22 protein-coding genes and 1 other annotated feature are annotated in these 17,541 nt (G+C 47.0%); of the genes, 13 read left to right on the forward strand and 9 right to left on the reverse strand.

Annotation, left to right across the window (positions count from 1 at the left end; all coding sequences use genetic code 11):
• The first annotated feature begins 110 nt into the window (after positions 1-110).
• From ABEQ74_RS14870 to yunB, 3 genes are all read left to right on the forward strand, one after another.
• Positions 111-536, forward strand: a complete 426-nt coding sequence (locus ABEQ74_RS14870; protein WP_430122942.1) for an SRPBCC family protein — start codon at positions 111-113, stop codon at positions 534-536.
• A gap of 3 nt (positions 537-539) precedes the next feature.
• The gene (locus ABEQ74_RS14875) at positions 540-887 is read left to right on the forward strand and encodes an ArsR/SmtB family transcription factor (protein WP_430122943.1); all 348 of its coding nucleotides are present in this window, start codon (positions 540-542) and stop codon (positions 885-887) included.
• Positions 888-1,044: 157 nt separating this feature from the next.
• Positions 1,045-2,025, forward strand: coding sequence for a sporulation protein YunB (gene yunB / locus ABEQ74_RS14880; RefSeq protein WP_430122945.1), 981 nt, complete (start codon positions 1,045-1,047; stop codon positions 2,023-2,025).
• 36 nt (positions 2,026-2,061) lie between these two features.
• Here the strand turns inward: yunB and ABEQ74_RS14885 are convergent, their stop codons facing one another.
• Entirely contained in the window at positions 2,062-3,105 is a 1,044-nt protein-coding gene (locus ABEQ74_RS14885) for a M23 family metallopeptidase (RefSeq protein WP_430123585.1), read from the reverse strand.
• A gap of 233 nt (positions 3,106-3,338) precedes the next feature.
• On the opposite strand from ABEQ74_RS14885, the gene lipA reads away from it, so the two are divergent.
• Both lipA and ABEQ74_RS14895 read left to right on the forward strand, forming a co-directional pair.
• Positions 3,339-4,253: a lipoyl synthase gene (gene lipA / locus ABEQ74_RS14890; RefSeq protein ID WP_430123586.1), complete on the forward strand. Its 915-nt coding sequence runs from the start codon at positions 3,339-3,341 to the stop codon at positions 4,251-4,253.
• A 28-nt stretch (positions 4,254-4,281) separates the two neighbouring features.
• Positions 4,282-4,794 (forward strand): YutD-like domain-containing protein, encoded by a 513-nt coding sequence (locus tag ABEQ74_RS14895; protein WP_430122946.1) that lies wholly within the window; start codon positions 4,282-4,284, stop codon positions 4,792-4,794.
• Positions 4,795-4,840: 46 nt separating this feature from the next.
• On the opposite strand, the gene ABEQ74_RS14900 is transcribed toward ABEQ74_RS14895, so the two are convergent.
• On the reverse strand, positions 4,841-5,644 hold the full coding sequence (locus tag ABEQ74_RS14900; protein WP_053491535.1) for an NAD kinase: 804 nt from the start codon (positions 5,642-5,644) through the stop codon (positions 4,841-4,843).
• A 64-nt stretch (positions 5,645-5,708) separates the two neighbouring features.
• Positions 5,709-6,938 (reverse strand): sporulation integral membrane protein YlbJ, encoded by a 1,230-nt coding sequence (ylbJ, locus tag ABEQ74_RS14905; protein ID WP_430122947.1) that lies wholly within the window; start codon positions 6,936-6,938, stop codon positions 5,709-5,711.
• A 395-nt stretch (positions 6,939-7,333) separates the two neighbouring features.
• Here ylbJ and ABEQ74_RS14910 point away from each other — a divergent pair, with 395 nt between their 5' ends.
• Both ABEQ74_RS14910 and ABEQ74_RS14915 read left to right on the forward strand, forming a co-directional pair.
• On the forward strand, positions 7,334-7,711 hold the full coding sequence (locus ABEQ74_RS14910; protein ID WP_430122948.1) for a globin: 378 nt from the start codon (positions 7,334-7,336) through the stop codon (positions 7,709-7,711).
• A 56-nt stretch (positions 7,712-7,767) separates the two neighbouring features.
• On the forward strand, positions 7,768-8,463 hold the full coding sequence (locus tag ABEQ74_RS14915) for a DUF2225 domain-containing protein (protein ID WP_430122949.1): 696 nt from the start codon (positions 7,768-7,770) through the stop codon (positions 8,461-8,463).
• 67 nt (positions 8,464-8,530) lie between these two features.
• Here the strand turns inward: ABEQ74_RS14915 and ABEQ74_RS14920 are convergent, their stop codons facing one another.
• Together ABEQ74_RS14920 and ABEQ74_RS14925 are read right to left on the reverse strand one after the other, a co-directional pair.
• Positions 8,531-8,761, reverse strand: coding sequence for a hypothetical protein (locus ABEQ74_RS14920; RefSeq protein ID WP_430122950.1), 231 nt, complete (start codon positions 8,759-8,761; stop codon positions 8,531-8,533).
• A complete protein-coding gene (locus tag ABEQ74_RS14925; RefSeq protein ID WP_430122951.1) occupies positions 8,758-8,943 on the reverse strand; it encodes a YycC family protein in 186 nt (61 codons plus the stop codon). The genes ABEQ74_RS14920 and ABEQ74_RS14925 overlap by 4 nt, the downstream gene beginning before the upstream one ends.
• A 118-nt stretch (positions 8,944-9,061) precedes the next feature.
• Between ABEQ74_RS14925 and ABEQ74_RS14930 the strand changes: the two genes are divergently transcribed.
• Both ABEQ74_RS14930 and ABEQ74_RS14935 read left to right on the forward strand, forming a co-directional pair.
• On the forward strand, positions 9,062-10,855 hold the full coding sequence (locus ABEQ74_RS14930; RefSeq protein WP_430122952.1) for a M3 family oligoendopeptidase: 1,794 nt from the start codon (positions 9,062-9,064) through the stop codon (positions 10,853-10,855).
• Positions 10,856-11,071: 216 nt separating this feature from the next.
• Positions 11,072-11,485: an O-methyltransferase gene (locus tag ABEQ74_RS14935; protein ID WP_430122953.1), complete on the forward strand. Its 414-nt coding sequence runs from the start codon at positions 11,072-11,074 to the stop codon at positions 11,483-11,485.
• An 84-nt stretch (positions 11,486-11,569) separates the two neighbouring features.
• On the opposite strand, the gene ABEQ74_RS14940 is transcribed toward ABEQ74_RS14935, so the two are convergent.
• Positions 11,570-11,791 carry an alpha/beta-type small acid-soluble spore protein gene (locus tag ABEQ74_RS14940; RefSeq protein ID WP_006212633.1) on the reverse strand — a complete coding sequence of 74 codons (222 nt, stop codon included), beginning with the start codon at positions 11,789-11,791 and terminating at the stop codon, positions 11,570-11,572.
• A gap of 217 nt (positions 11,792-12,008) precedes the next feature.
• Positions 12,009-12,998 (reverse strand): aldose 1-epimerase, encoded by a 990-nt coding sequence (locus tag ABEQ74_RS14945; protein WP_430122954.1) that lies wholly within the window; start codon positions 12,996-12,998, stop codon positions 12,009-12,011.
• A 180-nt stretch (positions 12,999-13,178) separates the two neighbouring features.
• Positions 13,179-13,421, forward strand: a binding site (T-box leader).
• 91 nt (positions 13,422-13,512) lie between these two features.
• Here ABEQ74_RS14945 and trpS point away from each other — a divergent pair.
• A complete protein-coding gene (gene trpS, locus ABEQ74_RS14950) occupies positions 13,513-14,499 on the forward strand; it encodes a tryptophan--tRNA ligase (protein ID WP_430122955.1) in 987 nt (328 codons plus the stop codon).
• An 11-nt stretch (positions 14,500-14,510) separates the two neighbouring features.
• On the opposite strand, the gene ABEQ74_RS14955 is transcribed toward trpS, so the two are convergent.
• The gene (locus ABEQ74_RS14955; RefSeq protein WP_430122956.1) at positions 14,511-14,678 is read right to left on the reverse strand and encodes a hypothetical protein; all 168 of its coding nucleotides are present in this window, start codon (positions 14,676-14,678) and stop codon (positions 14,511-14,513) included.
• Between the two features lie 120 nt (positions 14,679-14,798).
• Here ABEQ74_RS14955 and ABEQ74_RS14960 point away from each other — a divergent pair, with 120 nt between their 5' ends.
• From ABEQ74_RS14960 to ABEQ74_RS14970, 3 genes are all read left to right on the forward strand, one after another.
• A complete protein-coding gene (locus tag ABEQ74_RS14960) occupies positions 14,799-15,017 on the forward strand; it encodes an alpha/beta-type small acid-soluble spore protein (RefSeq protein ID WP_006212629.1) in 219 nt (72 codons plus the stop codon).
• 280 nt (positions 15,018-15,297) lie between these two features.
• A complete protein-coding gene (gene cyoE, locus ABEQ74_RS14965) occupies positions 15,298-16,236 on the forward strand; it encodes a heme o synthase (RefSeq protein ID WP_430122957.1) in 939 nt (312 codons plus the stop codon).
• 80 nt (positions 16,237-16,316) lie between these two features.
• Positions 16,317-16,934 carry an SCO family protein gene (locus ABEQ74_RS14970; RefSeq protein WP_430122958.1) on the forward strand — a complete coding sequence of 206 codons (618 nt, stop codon included), beginning with the start codon at positions 16,317-16,319 and terminating at the stop codon, positions 16,932-16,934.
• Between the two features lie 93 nt (positions 16,935-17,027).
• On the opposite strand, the gene ABEQ74_RS14975 is transcribed toward ABEQ74_RS14970, so the two are convergent.
• On the reverse strand, positions 17,028-17,375 hold the full coding sequence (locus ABEQ74_RS14975; RefSeq protein ID WP_430122959.1) for a toprim domain-containing protein: 348 nt from the start codon (positions 17,373-17,375) through the stop codon (positions 17,028-17,030).
• Positions 17,376-17,541 lie beyond the last annotated feature (166 nt).

Genomic DNA, 17,541 nt, shown 5'->3' on the forward strand with positions numbered 1-17,541 from the left:
ATGGAAATGGGAAATATTGGCGTTTGACGTGTAATTGGACTGGCGTCTATAATTCAATATGAAACCAAATGGTTTCCTAATTTCAAACATAAGTGAGGTATGCTCTTAATATGAACAATCCATTGAGCGGCAAGCTGCCGGATATTCGTCATACAATTATGCTTAAAGCGCCCATCGAGAAGGTGTGGAAAGCCGTAGCAACAGCAGAAGGAATATCAGCCTGGTTCATGCCAAACAATTTTGAACCTGTGGAAGGCTTTGAATTCACCTTGAATGCAGGCCCTTTTGGGAATTCACCATGCAAGGTCACCTTGATTGACAAGCCTAACCGTTTATCCTTTAAATGGGGTAAGGATTGGAGCCTTACGTTCGAACTGGTGCAGCAGGGAAATGATACGGAATTCACACTTATACACAGCGGATGGACAGCGGATCAAGTGACCGAGTTCGGGGAAGCGCATGATATCGTAAGAGGCCATATGGACAACGGCTGGGCGGGCATCGTTCAGAAACTTGCCAGATACGTTGGAGAATAATTGATGTCGCAAGCCGTTCCGAAGCATGATGTGTATCAAGCTATTGCCGACCCCACACGCCGTAAGCTGCTTGGTTTGTTAAGTGATGGGGAAATGCCAGTGAAAGAAATTACGGGGCATTTTTCGATGACACGCACGGCCGTATCCAAACATCTCCGTATTCTGGAGGAAGCGGGACTTGTACGGGACCGCAAGGTTGGACGCGAGACCCGATATCGTCTGGATGCGGAACCGCTCAAGGAATTAAAGGATTGGCTAGCTTACTTCGACCGCTTCTGGGAGAATAAATTGTCGATGCTGCGATATTATGTGGAAGAACAACAAGAAGATCCTACAAGCAGCGACGAGTAAATACTTGATTGCAGCATGAGAGGATGAATACGAAAAAGAAGAACCAGGATGGGTCCCATTCTGGTTCTTCTTTTTTTCCATATGTCTGCATACGTTCTATACAGGAGAGCTTGTCATTCAAATCTGCTCCTCGGGGCAAAAATAGGAGGGACCAAGCATGAGGCGAAAGAGATGGGGAAGCAGACGTTTATCTTTTCCGTCCCTGTCATGGCCCAGACCAAGAAGAGCTTATAAGCCACCGTCACGCAGACACAGAGGATTCCGTCCCATACGGCCTGTAGCACACAGCCGGGGAAGCCCTAGAGCTGAGCAGCGGCGCAGTACGAAAAAATGGTGGCTGATTGGCGCTTTGCTGCTATTGTTCGGGATTTTTAAGTTTTTTACCTATATTGAACAGAATCTGCGTCCGCCGATCATGCATTTAGCTCAAATCAGAGTGAAGCAGATTGCTACCGAAGCCATTAATAACGCGATCACGTCGCAGGTAACGCAGGGGAAAGATTTTGATAACCTGGTTAATTGGAAGACGGATCGATCAGGCAAGGTAACGGGGTTCATGCTCAATTATGCCGAGCATTTGAAAATCACGTCCCATACAACGGAGGTTGTACAGAACACGCTCAATGATATTCATAAGCGCAAGGAGCATATCCCGCTTGGACAGGTGTTACAGAGCCCGATCATCGCTTCGTTCGGTCCGCAGATTCCGTTAAAGATCGAGCCACAGGGAGCTGTAAAGGTTCAGTTGGATACCAGACAGCAGGGTGCAGGCATTAACATGATTCTGGTAGAGGTATACGTTCACATTGTAACTGAGGTAGCGGTAGTCGTACCATTTGACATGGAACCACAGACTGTGGAAACCGATATTCCGATTTCATATCTGCTCGTGGTTGGCGATGTGCCGATGTACTATTATGATGGTCAGGGGAAAGCCGTAGGCGAGAATAAGGCAACTGCACCGAGCATAGCCATTCCGCCGCCTGCAACGAGTGAGAACCAACATAACATTCAGCCGGAAGATCCGTCAGGTTCAACTTCCCAGCCGAACCCTCCGGAGGGAACCATTCCTGTTGTCCCTTCACCTGGTGGTAATAACTTACCAGGAGGGCATGAGGGAACGGGTATAGTGGATTAACGATAAGAAAGCGCGCCTCTGACTAAAGAAGCGCGTTTATTTCTTTGCGCGTTTCTCTTCAATCTCCCAGTGCTTCAGCAGCGGAAAAGGGTCGAAGGCCCATTCGGTCAACCCGGTATCCCGGTAGATGCCGTAATGGAGATGCGGCGGGAACTTGCCTTGGGTTCCAGGCTTGCCGTAACCTGAACTGCCGACCCAGCCGAGGGTTTGGCCCGGCTTCACGACATCTCCGAGTGCGATCCCTTTGTCAAAGCCCTGCAGATGGGCGTAATAGTGGTAATGATTGTTCAGATCACGGATACCAATGCGCCATCCGCCGTATTTATTCCAGCCTTTAATTTCGACAACGCCGTAACAGGTGCTACGTACAGGGACGCCGTAAGGGGCAAACAAATCGGTTCCCTCGTGTACTCTTCTTCCTCCCCAGTTTCGACCCATCCCGAATGTGCTTCGGTATGAATAGTTGCTTTTGACCGGGAGAGGAAATGCATGGTCAAACAAGTCCAGCTTCCCAAATGTCTCGTACAGTTTGGCGTACTGCATGACCCTCTGTACGGCCCGAGTATTCTGATAGTAAGACCATAGCCCGATGCTGAAATCATCAGTCGCATGTCTATAGGGGGCAAGTCTTGTTGCGACGGTATAGAGCAGGTCGGTATCATTGTTAGAATCTGCCTTGCCATCTCCATCCCCATCCAAACCGATGCCGGAGAACACATTAATTGATGTAGGATCTGTATCTTCTTGATCGGGATTTAATGGGCCGGCCCATCTTGCCTTAGGAATGAAAATGCCCAGTATCCGTTCCGGGTGCTTGCGATCCTTGGGATGTACACGGGTGAGCGTTCGTTCATACTGATCAATCGCAGCCAGACGATACCATGGGATCTGGGTAAGGGTGGAAACTTGCTCGTACAGCGATTTTCGATTTGCAAAAATGGTATCAGGCTCAGCCGTTCCCGCTACACTAACCTCCTTGGTAACAGTGTCAGAGGCAGGAGGGACGGAGGCTGCCACCGGCCCGCACAGACCGAAGGCAGCGGTGATGCCAGCCGTCACTCCAGCAATCCAGCGATATATGGCGCTTCGATTCGATAGTCTGTTAATCTTCAAGCGTCCTTCTCCTCCTTCTAGATTGTCATATTTAAAGGATGGACAGTCATGCCTACACTGTAGGGTGATTCCAATGAAGGATTTTTATCCATGCCGCAACTAGATCAATCCCATATCGATGCGAAACAAGTAATATGATGGCTTTCATGATATAATATTGGACAGCAAATGATGGGTAATGTCTTGAGCTATATCAATACATTCGAAAGAAGGTTCGTACTTTGACTAAAACTAAACAGCCAAAACCAGACTGGATTCGAATCAAGCTGACTACGGGCGATAATTATAAAGAAATTAAAAGCATGATGCGATCCAAGACGCTTCATACGGTGTGTGAAGAGGCTCGCTGTCCCAATATTTATGAATGCTGGGCGAACCGAACAGCAACCTTTATGATTCTGGGCGATATTTGCACTCGCGCTTGCCGTTTCTGCGCAGTGAATACAGGGCTTCCAACGGAGCTTGATCTCCAGGAGCCGGAACGCGTAGCGGAAGCAGCGGAACAGATGAACCTGCGTCACTGTGTCGTAACAAGCGTGGCACGGGATGATCTTAAAGATGGTGGTGCCTACATATTCGCTGAGACCGTCAAAGCCATTCGCAGACGATTACCGCTCTGTTCGGTGGAGGTGTTGATTCCCGATTTCATGGGAAGCGAAGAATCGCTCCAAATCGTCATGGATGTGAAGCCGGATATTCTAAACCATAATATCGAAACCGTGGAAAGAATGTCGGATCGGGTACGTGCAAAAGCCAAGTATAGTCGCTCATTGCAGCTGCTGAAGAATGCGAAGGCCATGCAGCCTGACATTCCGACCAAGTCCAGCATCATGCTTGGCGTGGGTGAGCAGTGGGATGAAATATTGAAAACGATGGATGACTTGCGTGCGGTGGACTGCGATATTATGACGATCGGCCAATATTTACAGCCTTCGCCGAAACATCTGAATGTGGAAAAATACTATACACCGGAAGAATTTGCGCTCCTCAAAGAAGAAGGCATGAAGCGCGGATTCAGTCATGTGGAGTCCGGACCTCTCGTGCGCAGCTCCTATCATGCACACGAGCAAGTAAAATCAGCTGAACGTAACAAGGAAGAGACCGTAAAGTCTTAACCTACGAAAAAGGCAGGGGAAGCTTTCAATGATCATTATCGGGAACAAAAGTTATGAGTTGTTAAAGGACCATCGAGACGGCTGGAATCAGGAAGCTTTCCGGGAGCGGTACAGTGAAGTGCTGGATCGTTATGATTACATCGTGGGTGATTGGGGATATAGCCAGCTTCGCCTAAAGGGCTTCTATCGTGACAACCATCCGAAGGCTGCCAAGGATTCCACCTTCTCGAGCATGTCCGATTACATTAATGAATATTGCAATTTTGGTTGTGCCCATTTTGTTCTCCAAAAGATTAAGGAGCACAAAGACGCAAAAGAACGGGACCCTAAGGAATCAGCGGAAACGCGCGAAAGCTCATCCAAGGAAGAGCCGAAGGGGAATAAAGAGAAGGCTCCCGATGTTCCTAAGCCAGGCAAAGAACGTGAGCGGCGTGAGGCGAAGGAGACAAGACGCGAGCCTCGAGAGACTAAAGAACCCAAAGAGAAGGACGCAAAGCCTGCCAAGGAGGCTGAGGCTCCTTCTTCAGAGCCGACTCAATAAAAAAGAACGATCTCCTGCTACAGGAGATCGTTCTTTTTTATAGGAATTAGCCAAGGAATGCATCACGGACACGATTCCAGAAAGGGAACGGCCGATAACGTGCAAAACTGACCTGCTGCTCCGCCACTTGGCAGCGTACGGAAACGAGGTCATCAATTGAGATATTCACGTGATCGATCGTAAGGAGCAAGCGCTGTTCTTTACGAGAAAATATATCACAATGATGATGCTTGGGCAGAAGCAGCGGAGAGCCCAGCGTACGGAATATCCGGTTGTTAATGGAGGCGATTTCCGCGATCTGCAGAGCATCGATCGAAGGATGAACCATCGCCCCGCCAACACTCTTGTTATAGGCTGTGCTGCCTGACGGCGTCGACACACAAATGCCGTCTCCCCTAAACATCTCAAAGGTTACATCATTGATGTCAATTTGCGCGACCACAGTACCGTCAACGCCTTTAAGCGTAAATTCATTTAAGGCAATATAAGAGGACGTTCCTGATTTCTTATGGATTTCCAGTTGAACCAGGGGATACTTAACGAGTCGCGGCTTCATGCCGCCCTGTCCACTTTCTCCGCTCATATGATCGATAAGTTCCGTTAGTTCATCTGCCTTCCAGTCAGCATAGAATCCCAGGTGGCCCGTATGAACACCGACAAAAGCGAGATCAGGTATCCGATCGATAAAAGTGTGGAAGGCGTGCAGCATCGTACCGTCTCCCCCGATTGAGACCACAATCTCCGGAGATTCTGCATCCAGCACAAACCCTCGCTGTTCCGCCAGCTTGTGAAACTGCTGGGTCAGCTCGACAGACAATGGGTCACCGCGGTCCAGAACATAATATCTCAAGTTGATAAGCTCCTTTGTAAGGTTATATAAAGATGATAATCAATCTTGGAGAAGAACACAATGTTCACCTTGGGAATTTGCGGAATTTCTGCTGCAAACGTCTAATAAACGGAATGAATAATGCCATACCAATCATAAAACCGATCAGCATGCAGAAGACCGCCATAATATGGGTATACCCGTTAAGTGCGGATTTCGAAACAATCGATTGGGCCATGGTCGAAACTGATGATCCCATCGTGCTGTTCCACAGCAGTAATACCGCTGCAGCTGCAATAAAACCATGTATAAATCTAGCGATGAGAAAAGGAAAATACCTGAGATTGGTTGAGTTCAGAATACTAATGATTTGAGCATGGACCGATAATCCGCCCCAGGACAATATAAAAGCAGCCGCAGCTGTTTTGAATGGCAGCGGGATTTCTGATCCGGCTTCACCGGCATATTGCGCCCCAAGAGTTACTTCGAATAAGCCGCCCACGGTGGCAGTGGATAGGGATTCAGGCATCCCGAACAGGGATAATAACAAACGGATCGCTTCGGTCAGCGCTGGCATGACGCCGGCACGGGTCCAAAGTTCCAGAAAAACAGAGAAGAACACCACCAATCCGCCGACGACAATGATCAGCTGAAGTGATGAATGTATCGATTGTCTGAGCAGTGTGCCAAGGTCCCGCCCATCCTGTTCCCGGGCAGCATGCATAGCATGGAGAGCGGATTTGATCCGGCCTGCCTTGGTCTGGGACAGCTGAAGCATATCGGTTGATTGTTTGGAATCGCGTCCGCCATGAAATCGCATCAGCAGCCCCACAAGAAAGCCACCGCCATAATGAGCCAAAGCGAGTATCAATCCGATCCGGGGATCATGGAAAAAGCCGATGGAGACAGCGCCGATTAAAAATATGGGGTCAGAGGAGGTAGTAAAGGCAACAAGTCGCTCGCCTTCTTCCCGATTTACCATCTTTTGTTCCCACAACTTCGCGGTTAATTTGGCACCTACGGGGTAACCTGAAATATATCCCATCGCGGCAACGAACCCGCCTGCACCAGGGATACGGAATAGCGGTCTCATCAGCGGATCCAGAAGTGTACCGATAAGATGCACCACGCCAAATCCAAGCAGAATCTCGGAAATGACGAAGAACGGAAAAAGGGAAGGGAAGAGCACATCCCACCATATTGTCAGGCCGCGAAGCGCCGATTGCAGTGCCGCATCCGGAAATAGAGCCATCAATAGAATCACGCTGAGCAGAGCACTCACAAGCATGAGCCAGCCTATTTTGTTCATAAACATATAACGTAAACGCCTCCTGGCATTGTTGTGAATGATAGAAATCAATCCTTGCTATAAATCTATGCTGGATATAGGACAAACAGTATAAAAAACATTAGAAAGCGGTTACATTTTTACTTTATTTTCGGGGATATTGTGCTATAATAAAAAACATCAAAGCACATCTTTCGTATTATGTTTGGATGGAGTGATGATCATGAGCATTGTCGCAGGTATCCTTGTGTGCGCCTTCGTTTATGTCATACGTGCTTCCCTCGTCCAGAGTGAAGAGGACTGGCGCAGTTATTAATAGTTCTAAAAAGGTGCTAACATGAGCTTAGCGCCTTTTTTTGCTGTTTTTTGCTATAATGGATAGGTACATCGATCATACAAAACAGATGGGAGACTATACGGATATGAATCCGAAATTAAGCATCTATGATAACCTCGGAGGTGCCGAGGGTATACGTTCGCTCGTCGAAGCCTTTTATCCGCGGGTGCAGCAAAACGAACTGCTTTCCCCGTTGTTTCCGGAAGATATTATGCCTGTGATGGAAAAGCAATATATGTTCCTAAGTCAGTTTTTTGGGGGACCTGCCTTGTTCTCAGAAGCGTATGGACACCCGATGATGCGAGCAAGGCATATGAAGTTCCCGATTACGAATCTCCATGCTGAAGAATGGCTTGGATGTATGGCAGGTGCTCTGAGTGAGATCGGCGTGGAGGATGAACTACGTGATTTTGTGCTGCAGCGACTGTCCGGTCCCGCCCATCATTTCGTGAACACTCCTTAGTTCTCTAGATCTAGATTTAGACATGCAGTAGATGGAATGAAGGGAAGGCGAGTGGCTTGAAATTGGAACCATTGTATTCGATCAAGGTTGTATGCGCACATTGTGAGCATGAATACCTAACTTCCAGGGTGAGACCCAGCTTTAAAAAAGCATACCGAACAGACACTGACTTTTGCTCGTATTATAAATCGGAGAATCCGGATTTCTATGTCGTGCGGATTTGTCCCGAATGCGGATTTGCATCAACGGAGAATTCGACTTTGAAATTGAGTGAACGACAAAAAGCGCTGTTTTATGAGCAAATTGGATGCCGCTGGGTAAAAAGGGATATGGGCGGCGAACGCACTCTGGAGGATGCTCTGGAGAGTTATAAGCTGGCACTCCTCTGCGCGCAAGTGATTGGGGAACGTGATCGCATTATAGCCAGTCTCCTGCATCATATCGCGTGGCTGTATCGGTATCAGAACAACGAAGAGCAAGAGAAGCGGTTCTTGGGTTATAGTCTGGAGTCATATATCCGGGTATTTGAGCTGGAAGGGGTGGGAGCAAATGATGCCCGTCTGCTGTACCTCATCGGAGAAATACACCGGAGGCTTGGTCAGTTCCAAGAAGCCGTTCAATGGTTCTCCCGAGTCGTCCAGGACGAGAAGATCATGGATGCTGCGATGATCCGTGCTTCCAGAGAGCAATGGAAACTGATCTCCGAGCAGATTCGTGAACAGAAGAATCCGGCGCTTAAGGCGGAGTCCTAACGCAAAATAGCCCGCAGACAGGTCTGCAGGCTGTGGAAATTGCTCTAAGGCAAGGTATCGGAAGAAATCAACGTAGTCGTTGATCCGTGAGCAGGTAGTCGAGATCGCTATCCAATACGGTTACTTTGTTGTGGCAGCAGGGAAAGATCAGCAGCTTTTTCTTTCCTTCTCTTACACTGATCAGCTCCTTGGGTTTCATCGGTAATAGAACATTATCCGTTCCACAGAATGGACAACTTTGTACATAAACGTCGTTTCCAATGACATCATAAGGCCAGGTATTAGAAAAAGGGATCATGAGTTCTCCGAATCAGAGGCATCGTCACTCTTCGTTGCTGCTTCGGCTTCCTGATTTTTGGCTAGCTCGGCAATCTTCTGCATTAAGATATGCTGCGGCATATGCATCAGCTGTTCCAATGGAACGCCCAACTGCTTGGACAGTGTAATCGCCGTCTCGGGTGATATTTGCAAAGGTCTCATGGGCATTTAGCTCCTTCAGCAATAATTTTTGTTATATATAGTTATACACTTTTCTCTAGGTCCATACAAACAGGAGAAAACACAAACATAATTAATCTTGAAAGGTGATGAATGATCGATGGCACTTCAACAGACTTGGAATTTGGAATCGATATTTCCCGGAGGCTCCTCTTCACCGCAGCTCAAGACCTTTATTGAGACGCTGGAGAAAGATGTACAACAGCTTGAGCAAGACGTAAAAGCCCTGGACATTCCGCAAACAATCCAGGACGCATCCAGTCTTGAACAGTTTCTTGGGCATTTTCAGAGTGCGTATGCCCGAATTCGGGAAGTCTCCGCATTTGTAAGCTGTTTAACCGCGCAGAACGTAAACGACAAAAAGGCGGTTCAATGGTCAGGACGGGTCACTTCACTATCTGCGATCCTGCAGGCGGTCAAGAATCAATTTGATAATATCCTGCGGGGCATGAACGATGAGCTATGGGCTGCTTGGACTGCCTCGGATCAGGTATCCGACCTGGATTTCGTATTGAACGAAAGCCGTAATCTAGCGCAAGAAAAGATGAGTCCTGAACTCGAAAGCCTGGCCTTGTCACTGGGTGTGGATGGTTATCACGGATGGGGAAAAATGTACGACACGATCGTAAAAAACATCCAAATCCCTTATGAGGAAGAGGGGAAGACAACTCTGCTGTCCGCAGGACAAGCATTCAATAAAATGCATGATCCCCGCAGGGAAGTGCGCCAAGCGATGTTTGAAAAGTGGGAACAGGCTTGGGGCCATTCGGCCGATTATTGTGCGGACACGCTCAACCACTTATCAGGCTATCGCTTAAAGCTGTATGAGAACCGCGGGTGGGATGATGTACTGAAGGAACCGCTTGCGATCGGCCGGATGAGCCAGCAGACGCTGGATACTATGTGGGCTGTCATTCAGGATACCAAGCCGGTGCTTGTGGAATATCTGAACCGTAAAGCGAAGCTGCTTGGACTGGAGGGGCTTTCTTGGACCGATGTCGATGCACCGCTGAGCACTTCGGCAGCCAAAATCTCTTATGATGATGCAGCTGCTAACATTGTGGAGCAATTCCGTAAATTCAGTCCAAGGTTGGCTGACTTCTCACAGATGGCTTTTGACAAGGGCTGGATTGAAGTCGAGGATCGTCCCGGCAAGCGGCCTGGCGGTTTCTGTACATCCTTCCCGGCCAGTGATCAAACCCGGATCTTCATGACATTCGGCGGTACAGCATCCAACGTATCAACCTTGGCGCATGAGCTGGGTCATGCCTACCATCAGCATGTTATGAGGGGCATCCCTGTGCTGAATCAGAAGTACGCCATGAACGTTGCCGAAACGGCATCTACCTTTGCTGAAATGATTGTCTTTGATGCGATGGTTAAAGGCGCGGGCAGTGAGGATGAGAAGCTTGCTTTGCTGGAGGAGAAAATTCAGAACAGCGTGGCTTTCTTTATGAATATCCATGCCCGGTTCTTGTTTGAAACCCGCTTCTATGACAGACGGAAGAATGGGCTGCTCAGCAGTGATGAAATTTCAGAAATGATGGTAGAGGCGCAAAAAGAAGCGTACTGCGACACATTAACCTCCTATCACCCGCATTTCTGGGCATCCAAACTGCATTTTTATATCACGGGCACGCCATTCTATAATTTCCCTTACACCTTCGGCTATATGTTCAGTACAGGCTTGTACGTTCGAGCTCTGGAAGAGGGGCCTGCTTTTGCAGAAAAGTATGACGCTCTTCTTCGTGATACCGGTGTAATGTCGGTGGAAAATTTGGCGAAAAAACATTTGAATGTCGATCTGACGGAGCGCGATTTCTGGCAAAGTGCAGCTAATTCATGCGTCGACGATATTAAACAATTCCTGCAAATGACGGAACACCGAGTCTAAATATCTATCTTTAAGGAGGCCCTTTGGGCTTCCTTTTTTTGTCGCAAAAGAAAGAATACTGACGTAAAGAAGAAGAAGATTTGCTAATTAATTGTGCATTTTTAGTAATAAATACCCATTTATGTTGAATAATGTTGATCCATCGGTCCCTTTCCCCTATAATGAGTCATAAGCCCTAATAATAGGGAAGATTTACTAATAAAGGAGGGAGAAGGGATGGTTAAACTAGATCAATTATCACTGACTAGACAATTGGATATTGTATTTAAAGAGTTGCAGGAAGAGTTGGGAGGTCTAAGTTCAGGGACAGTATTTGTACAAATACGAAATAACGTAATTGGCAAGTTTGGGGTAAGGCATAATCCTTTGGCTGGGCGCAACGGAGTCATCACTCCATGTGGGGAAGGACTAAGTGAAGCCCAACAATTCTCTTTTCGTACGATGGCACTTGAAAGTCTGAAACATAAACGTCATTGGACACATGGTGAGATCAGTTATGAATTTATGCTGCGACACGGCATGGTCGTTGTTGATGCTATACTTGAATCCAACTATAACATGGCCAGTTTGATGATACGGTATCCACGTAATACATATGCCGAAGCTGCTTCGGAATCCATGAATTCATAATTATATAGCATATATAACGAAAGAGGCGATCTTTGGGGAGAAGATCGCCTCTTTCTATTTACGGCTGGAGGGAAGAGTTGCGATTTACAGGTTCGAACGACCCGATAATTGCTGCTCAGCCAATTGCACCAGACGTTTCGTGATGTAACCTCCCAAAGAACCGGTTTCACGGGAAGTGTAGTTTCCATAGTAACCGTCTTGTGGAATCGTTACACCCAATTCTTGTGCAGCTTCCATCTTCAGTTGTTGAAGAGCTGCAGTTGCTTGAGGTACGACAAGATTGTTAGAAGAACGACCTTGAGCCATGTCATGTCACCTCCTTTGATGTTGTATGAGGATATTATGACTGAATGATAGGAATCTCATTCGTTCCTAGAGCAGATTAGTTACTGGTAAAATTAGCCGCTCTGCCAATAAATCAGATCGACATAGAACAGGCCAAGAACGGGCCCTTGATCTCAAAGGGCTACTCTTGGCCTGGCAAGTCTTAAGTATAGGTTTCTCGAACTTGTAAATCGTCGATTTACTCTCGCTCAGAATTCAGTGGCGACTTCTGGATGCTGATCTTGGTGTCCAGATTTACGCTTTGGCCCGGCTCCAAACGGATCAATCCGGTCTCCTCGTCAGAGAGATTCAAATTGGGAGCGTTGGGAAGCCAGGTGTACGGTTCAATACAGAGAAACTGATCTGCAATCCCTTTGGTATAAAGTACCCAGTGCTTGAAATAGGAGCGATCAGCCGTGTAAAGAATTTCATAACCATCATCTCTTTGAAGCCTAGCTTCGGCGGGTTTACCTTCGGGAATTTTTAATATCGTATCCAGATCGGTATCCTTCAAATTGAGTCCGCTATTGAGAAGATCCAGATGGCCGAGGGGTGAAAACTCACCAGTCGGGATAAGCTCATTATTCAAGGTATAAATACCTTCTACAGGCACGTCAAGCGTCCAGCGATGCGGTTCACCATCGAGCAGAAACCACGTATGGTAACCCATACCGAACGGGACGGGACTTGAGCCCAGATTTGTTACACGAAGACTCTGCGACAATCGGGTCCCCTGAAGACGGAAGGTCATCTCAAGCTTTAACGGAACAGGGAATTGGGCAATCCACTTGGGATCATCCGCTGATAAAAATTCTGTTGAAATTGCGCACCCATCCTCATCTTCCTCTATGTCGCTAACACACCAGGCTTGCGATCGGTGAAGACCATGGATATGATTGTCGTTTGCAGTGTTTTGATCAAATTGGTACGAAGTTCCGCCATACTCAAACTGACCTTTAGAAATTCGACCCGGCGGAATGAGCATCGGAATGCCGAAGTGGTAAGGCTTCTGCAAATAGAATGCCAGCTCGCTTTCATCTGGTTTTCGCAGGATTTCACGCTGTTCTTCAGTGTCTTTAATTCCAATGACGTTGTTACCTAGACGAGGAAGGAGAGTCACTTCAAGACGGCCGCTGTTTAAAATATAAGTGTCGTAACCATTCCACTGGCCTTTGGTCACTTGATTCATATCGATGCTCCTTTACTAACAAAAATCATGGTCTGGACGATTAACCACATCATAACAGATTTTTATGGAAAGGGTAAAAGAAAAGCTTCAAAACTGGGTGAACACTTCATATGAATTGGAATTGACAAGGTCGAGCAAGAGTCTTATCATTGCATGTAATAGTGATCTAATATGATGAATTGAAACACGATGACAAGGACAAGTAAGCAAGTGCGGCCATCCTTCAGAAAGCCGGTGGTTGATGCGAACCGGTGGATCCGCTTTGCCGAATGGACCTTTGAGTGCCGTGCTGAACGGGAAATACTGCTATTTCCTTAATATGCCGGCCGGGTATTCTCCGTTACAAGAATGGAAGGCTGCAGCAAGTGATTTTCATGCAAGTTGCAGCGAATAAGGGTGGCACCACGGTCTCACGTCCCTTGCGGATGTGAGGCCTTTTTGTGTTTTGACAGAAACTCCCGCGGGCGGGACAGTAGTGAATTTGAATCATATCAAGGAATATGGAGGGTTAAGTATGAAAACAGTATTATCGGGAATCCAACCAAGCGGAAATTTGACACTTGGGAATTACATTGGAGCTATTAAAAATTTTGTTCAGCTACAAGAGGAACATAACTGTTACTTTATGGTGGTCGATCTGCATGCCATTACCGTACCCCAGGAGCCAAGCGCGCTGCGGGATCGTTCGGAATCGGTAGCAGCACTGTATGTTGCCGCAGGCATTGATCCGAGTCGGGCTCATATCTTCTTGCAGTCTCATGTTCCACAGCATGCCGAGCTAGGATGGATTATGACAACCTTGGTCAACATGGGCGAGCTGGAGCGGATGACACAATTCAAGGATAAGTCCGAAGGCAAGGAATCTGTAGGAGCGGGGCTGTTTGTCTATCCTGCGCTGATGGCCGCTGATATTTTGCTTTATAACGCCAATCTGGTACCGGTGGGAGATGACCAGAAGCAGCATTTGGAGATTACCCGCGATCTGGCGGCACGATTCAATCATCGTTTCGGTAACTATTTCAACATTCCCGAGCCGTTTATTCCCGAAGTAGGCGCTCGGATCATGTCACTGGATGATGCTTCTAAAAAAATGAGCAAGAGTAACCCAGTTGAGGGAAGTTATATAGCGATGCTGGATACGCCTGATCAAATTCGCAAGAAAATCAGCCGAGCGACAACAGACTCCGGGGCAGAGGTCCGTTATGATCCAGCTGCTAAACCAGAGGTAAGCAATCTCATGAGTATTTACTCTGAGTGCGCGGGACTTTCCTTGCAAGAGGTTCAAGCACGTTTTGAGGGGAAAATGTACGGAGCGTTCAAGAAGGAGCTTGGCGAAGTAGTCGTAGCAGCTCTGGAGCCAATACAAAATAGATACTACGAAATTCGCCAAACCGGTGAAATTCATGACATTTTAGCTAAGGGAGCCGAGCAGGCGCAGAAAAAAGCGACTCAGATACTAGATGGTGTGAAGGATAAGATGGGCTTCCTGGCACCTAAATAATCTTGCTCTTTTTATGAAGGTCTGCGTTTGGCTTTGATGATGAAGCCCCACCCGATGTTGAGGATGGAGAGCAGTCCCAGACCGACAGCTAGAAAACCATTGTAGCTTATAGAGATAGCTGAGGCGGCAAGAAGCACGATCGAGGAGACTGCGAACCATAGGGATAACGCTTTACTCATATGAAAAAAACCTCCAAAGATTGAATTGAAAAAATACGTATAACGTTTGAGGATAGAGCCATAATAAGTTTGCAAGCTTGCACTGGAATAACAGACATTCAGTGAAGGGAGAAATTTAATATGGCACGCAGCAGCAACAATCTGGTTGTACCTCAAGCTACGGCAGCATTGCAACGTTTGAAGCTCGAGGCTGCTCAAGAACTGGGCGTAACAATTCCTCAAGACGGTTACTATGGTAACTATACTTCCCGGGAGACAGGCTCCCTGGGCGGCTATATTACAAAACGTTTGGTACAGCAAGCAGAACAGGCTCTCTCGGGCTCTGGACGTACGCTGTAATCTTATTCTCATAATGTTGAAGAAAGCCCGGAGCGCTAGCAATAGCGCTCCGGTTTTGTTTACTTATTAAGATTTGATACAATGGCTAGTACATAGATAAATTGTGCCTTAAACAACGCCATAACGTCAAGATCGGAACCCATCAAATGTCACTGAATTGTCATATAGATGGAACTAATTCCGAAGGATTGCTAAACACTTTTTACTAATGATATGATAAACTTTATAGCGGAGGCAATACTTCCTCCATAATGACAGATATAAGGAGGAACGTTTACACGTGGATAATCACTTGAGATACCAAGCTCCTTCAGAATCCGCAGCATTGGCCTCGGCAGCGCCCGTGCCTCCCGATCAGGCAGGGACTTGGAAAGATTTTATCACGGTGACGAAACCTGGAATTATTCGGTCGAATGTGATAGCAGCTTTTGCCGGATTTTGGTTAGCTTCGCGTTGGGATATTCAATTTGGCTTGATGTTTATGACACTCCTCGGAACCGTGCTCGTCATGGCTTCGTCCTGTGTTTTCAATAACTATTTCGATCGCGAGCTCGATATGAAGATGGAACGTACTCGGGACCGCTCTCTCCCAACTGGACGGTTGACACCTAAGGTTGTTCTTTGGTATGCCGTTATTTTAGGAGTCGTGGGACTAGCCATGTTATTCCTGTTCTCGGGCGTGCTTGCAGGTGTGTTCGGAGTCGTAGGAATGTTCGTGTATGTTGTAGTTTACACCCTATGGCTTAAACGTTCTTCAACTTGGAGTACATCCGTAGGTGCAATTTCAGGAGCTATGCCGCCGGTGATCGGTTATGTAGCAGTCACTGGTAGCGTAGATATGGGAGCAATCTTGTTGTTCGCATTGCTGTTCCTCTGGCAACCGCCTCATTTCTGGGCACTGGGCATCCGTCGGGTCGAAGAATACCGTGCGGCCGGATTTCCGTTGCTGCCGGTGGTTAAGGGAATTAAACGCACAAAGATTCAAATGATTCCTTACTTGGTGCTTCTCATACCTATACCGATTCTAATGTACACATACGGGTATGCAGGTATATTCTTTTTGGTAATCGGACTCCTGTTGGCAATCGGATGGCTTTATATCGCGTTGCAGGGATTCTGGGCCAAGGACGATGAAGCGTGGTCCAAAAAGTTATTCATTTTCTCGATCAACTATTTGACCTTGAGCCTGATCGTTCTAATACTCAACACCACCTTCTGATAGGTGGCAGTGCTTTAGCACTATAAACAATTTGATAGTGTACAGGATTGCCTGAGAATGAAGGGAGAGTATGAAGGGTCATGCAAGCTTTTAAACGCTATAAATGGACATGGGCTCTGCTCGCAATCTGTGTAATTGCAGCCATTTATCTGGTATACAACTCGCTGGGATTCGGAAAGAGTAAGCTCCCTGTTATCCGAGAAGTCGCTGCCTATTCCATGGAGAACGTGGATGGGAAGACGATCACTTCGGAAGATACCAAAGGCAAGGTGAAGCTGATGTATTTCTATTTCACCAGTTGTCCGGATGTGTGCCCTGTTACGACATTGGTCCTCTCGCAAATACAAGAAGAACTGAAAAAAGAGGGGCTCTTCGGCAACGAAGTGAACTTTGTATCCATCTCGTTTGATCCAGAAACCGATACAAAGGATAAAATCAAGGAATTTGGGGACCGATTCTTCGCTGATTATAGCGGTTGGTATTTCCTTCGGGGCGACCAGGAGGAAACACGGAAGCTGATGCAGGATTCTTTCAAAATTCCTTTGCTCGGCAATAACTCTACAAACTTCACGCATGGTAATTCCATTTCCTTGGTTGACCGTGATAATAATATACGGAAGACCTACAACGCAGCGGATCCAGCACAAGTGAAGACAGAGGACATTGTCAAGGACATTAAAACCTTAATCAAGGAATAATCATAGATAAAACCAAAAGGCGTGCTCTATCGTTATAAGATGGAGTACGCCTTTTTTTTGATTTTGGAGTGAAGAGAGGCTATGGGCCATTGATCAAAAGGAGTCAGGAGGAGGGTAAATAATAAATTCTTCTAAACCAGCCTTCTCCAGCTGGGCTATTAAGTATTCGTCTGGAGTTCCTTCGACACCAGCATATCCTCGGCGTGTATAAATCTGCTGGGCATCAGGAAACACATCACGCAGGGCGCCGCGAATTTTCTTGCCGGAGCTGTCATTATCCATAAATAGATAGACTTCCTGGTCCTTGACCTGTTTATACAGGCTCTCAAGCTTGGTGGAGTTTAACGTTCCGAAGGTGCATAGGATGGTTATATCCGAAGTGAGCAAACGGCGAAGTCGGCTTCGGTCGTTCTTCCCTTCTACGATGAGAAATATCGGCATCTTTTTTCACCTCTGTCATGATACGGAAATCCCTGACGGTAATTCCCCGGGAAATGTTGATTTGGCCGTCGAATGATGTAAGTATAGTGTAACTTGTTTTTGGAGAATCATGCAAAGGAGAAATAACGGCCATCCATGCGGAAGGCCGTAAATGTTATATTTCCAT

Source organism: Paenibacillus solani, assembly GCF_050475945.1.
GTDB classification, from domain to species: Bacteria; Bacillota; Bacilli; order Paenibacillales; family Paenibacillaceae; genus Paenibacillus_AQ; species Paenibacillus_AQ solani_A.

Bases quoted from the DNA above. Each gene is read 5' to 3' on its own strand.
- ABEQ74_RS14870 (WP_430122942.1), top strand. From the start codon at position 111: ATGAACAATCCATTGAGCGGCAAGCTGCCGGATATTCGTCATACAATT.
- ABEQ74_RS14875 (WP_430122943.1), top strand. From the start codon at position 540: ATGTCGCAAGCCGTTCCGAAGCATGATGTGTATCAAGCTATTGCCGAC.
- yunB (WP_430122945.1), top strand. From the start codon at position 1,045: ATGAGGCGAAAGAGATGGGGAAGCAGACGTTTATCTTTTCCGTCCCTG.
- ABEQ74_RS14895 (WP_430122946.1), top strand. From the start codon at position 4,282: ATGATCATTATCGGGAACAAAAGTTATGAGTTGTTAAAGGACCATCGA.
- ylbJ (WP_430122947.1), bottom strand. From the start codon at position 6,938: ATGTTTATGAACAAAATAGGCTGGCTCATGCTTGTGAGTGCTCTGCTC.
- ABEQ74_RS14910 (WP_430122948.1), top strand. From the start codon at position 7,334: ATGAATCCGAAATTAAGCATCTATGATAACCTCGGAGGTGCCGAGGGT.
- ABEQ74_RS14920 (WP_430122950.1), bottom strand. From the start codon at position 8,761: ATGATCCCTTTTTCTAATACCTGGCCTTATGATGTCATTGGAAACGAC.
- ABEQ74_RS14925 (WP_430122951.1), bottom strand. From the start codon at position 8,943: ATGAGACCTTTGCAAATATCACCCGAGACGGCGATTACACTGTCCAAG.
- ABEQ74_RS14930 (WP_430122952.1), top strand. From the start codon at position 9,062: ATGGCACTTCAACAGACTTGGAATTTGGAATCGATATTTCCCGGAGGC.
- ABEQ74_RS14935 (WP_430122953.1), top strand. From the start codon at position 11,072: ATGGTTAAACTAGATCAATTATCACTGACTAGACAATTGGATATTGTA.
- ABEQ74_RS14940 (WP_006212633.1), bottom strand. From the start codon at position 11,791: ATGGCTCAAGGTCGTTCTTCTAACAATCTTGTCGTACCTCAAGCAACT.
- ABEQ74_RS14945 (WP_430122954.1), bottom strand. From the start codon at position 12,998: ATGAATCAAGTGACCAAAGGCCAGTGGAATGGTTACGACACTTATATT.
- trpS (WP_430122955.1), top strand. From the start codon at position 13,513: ATGAAAACAGTATTATCGGGAATCCAACCAAGCGGAAATTTGACACTT.
- ABEQ74_RS14955 (WP_430122956.1), bottom strand. From the start codon at position 14,678: ATGAGTAAAGCGTTATCCCTATGGTTCGCAGTCTCCTCGATCGTGCTT.
- ABEQ74_RS14960 (WP_006212629.1), top strand. From the start codon at position 14,799: ATGGCACGCAGCAGCAACAATCTGGTTGTACCTCAAGCTACGGCAGCA.
- ABEQ74_RS14970 (WP_430122958.1), top strand. From the start codon at position 16,317: ATGCAAGCTTTTAAACGCTATAAATGGACATGGGCTCTGCTCGCAATC.
- ABEQ74_RS14975 (WP_430122959.1), bottom strand. From the start codon at position 17,375: ATGCCGATATTTCTCATCGTAGAAGGGAAGAACGACCGAAGCCGACTT.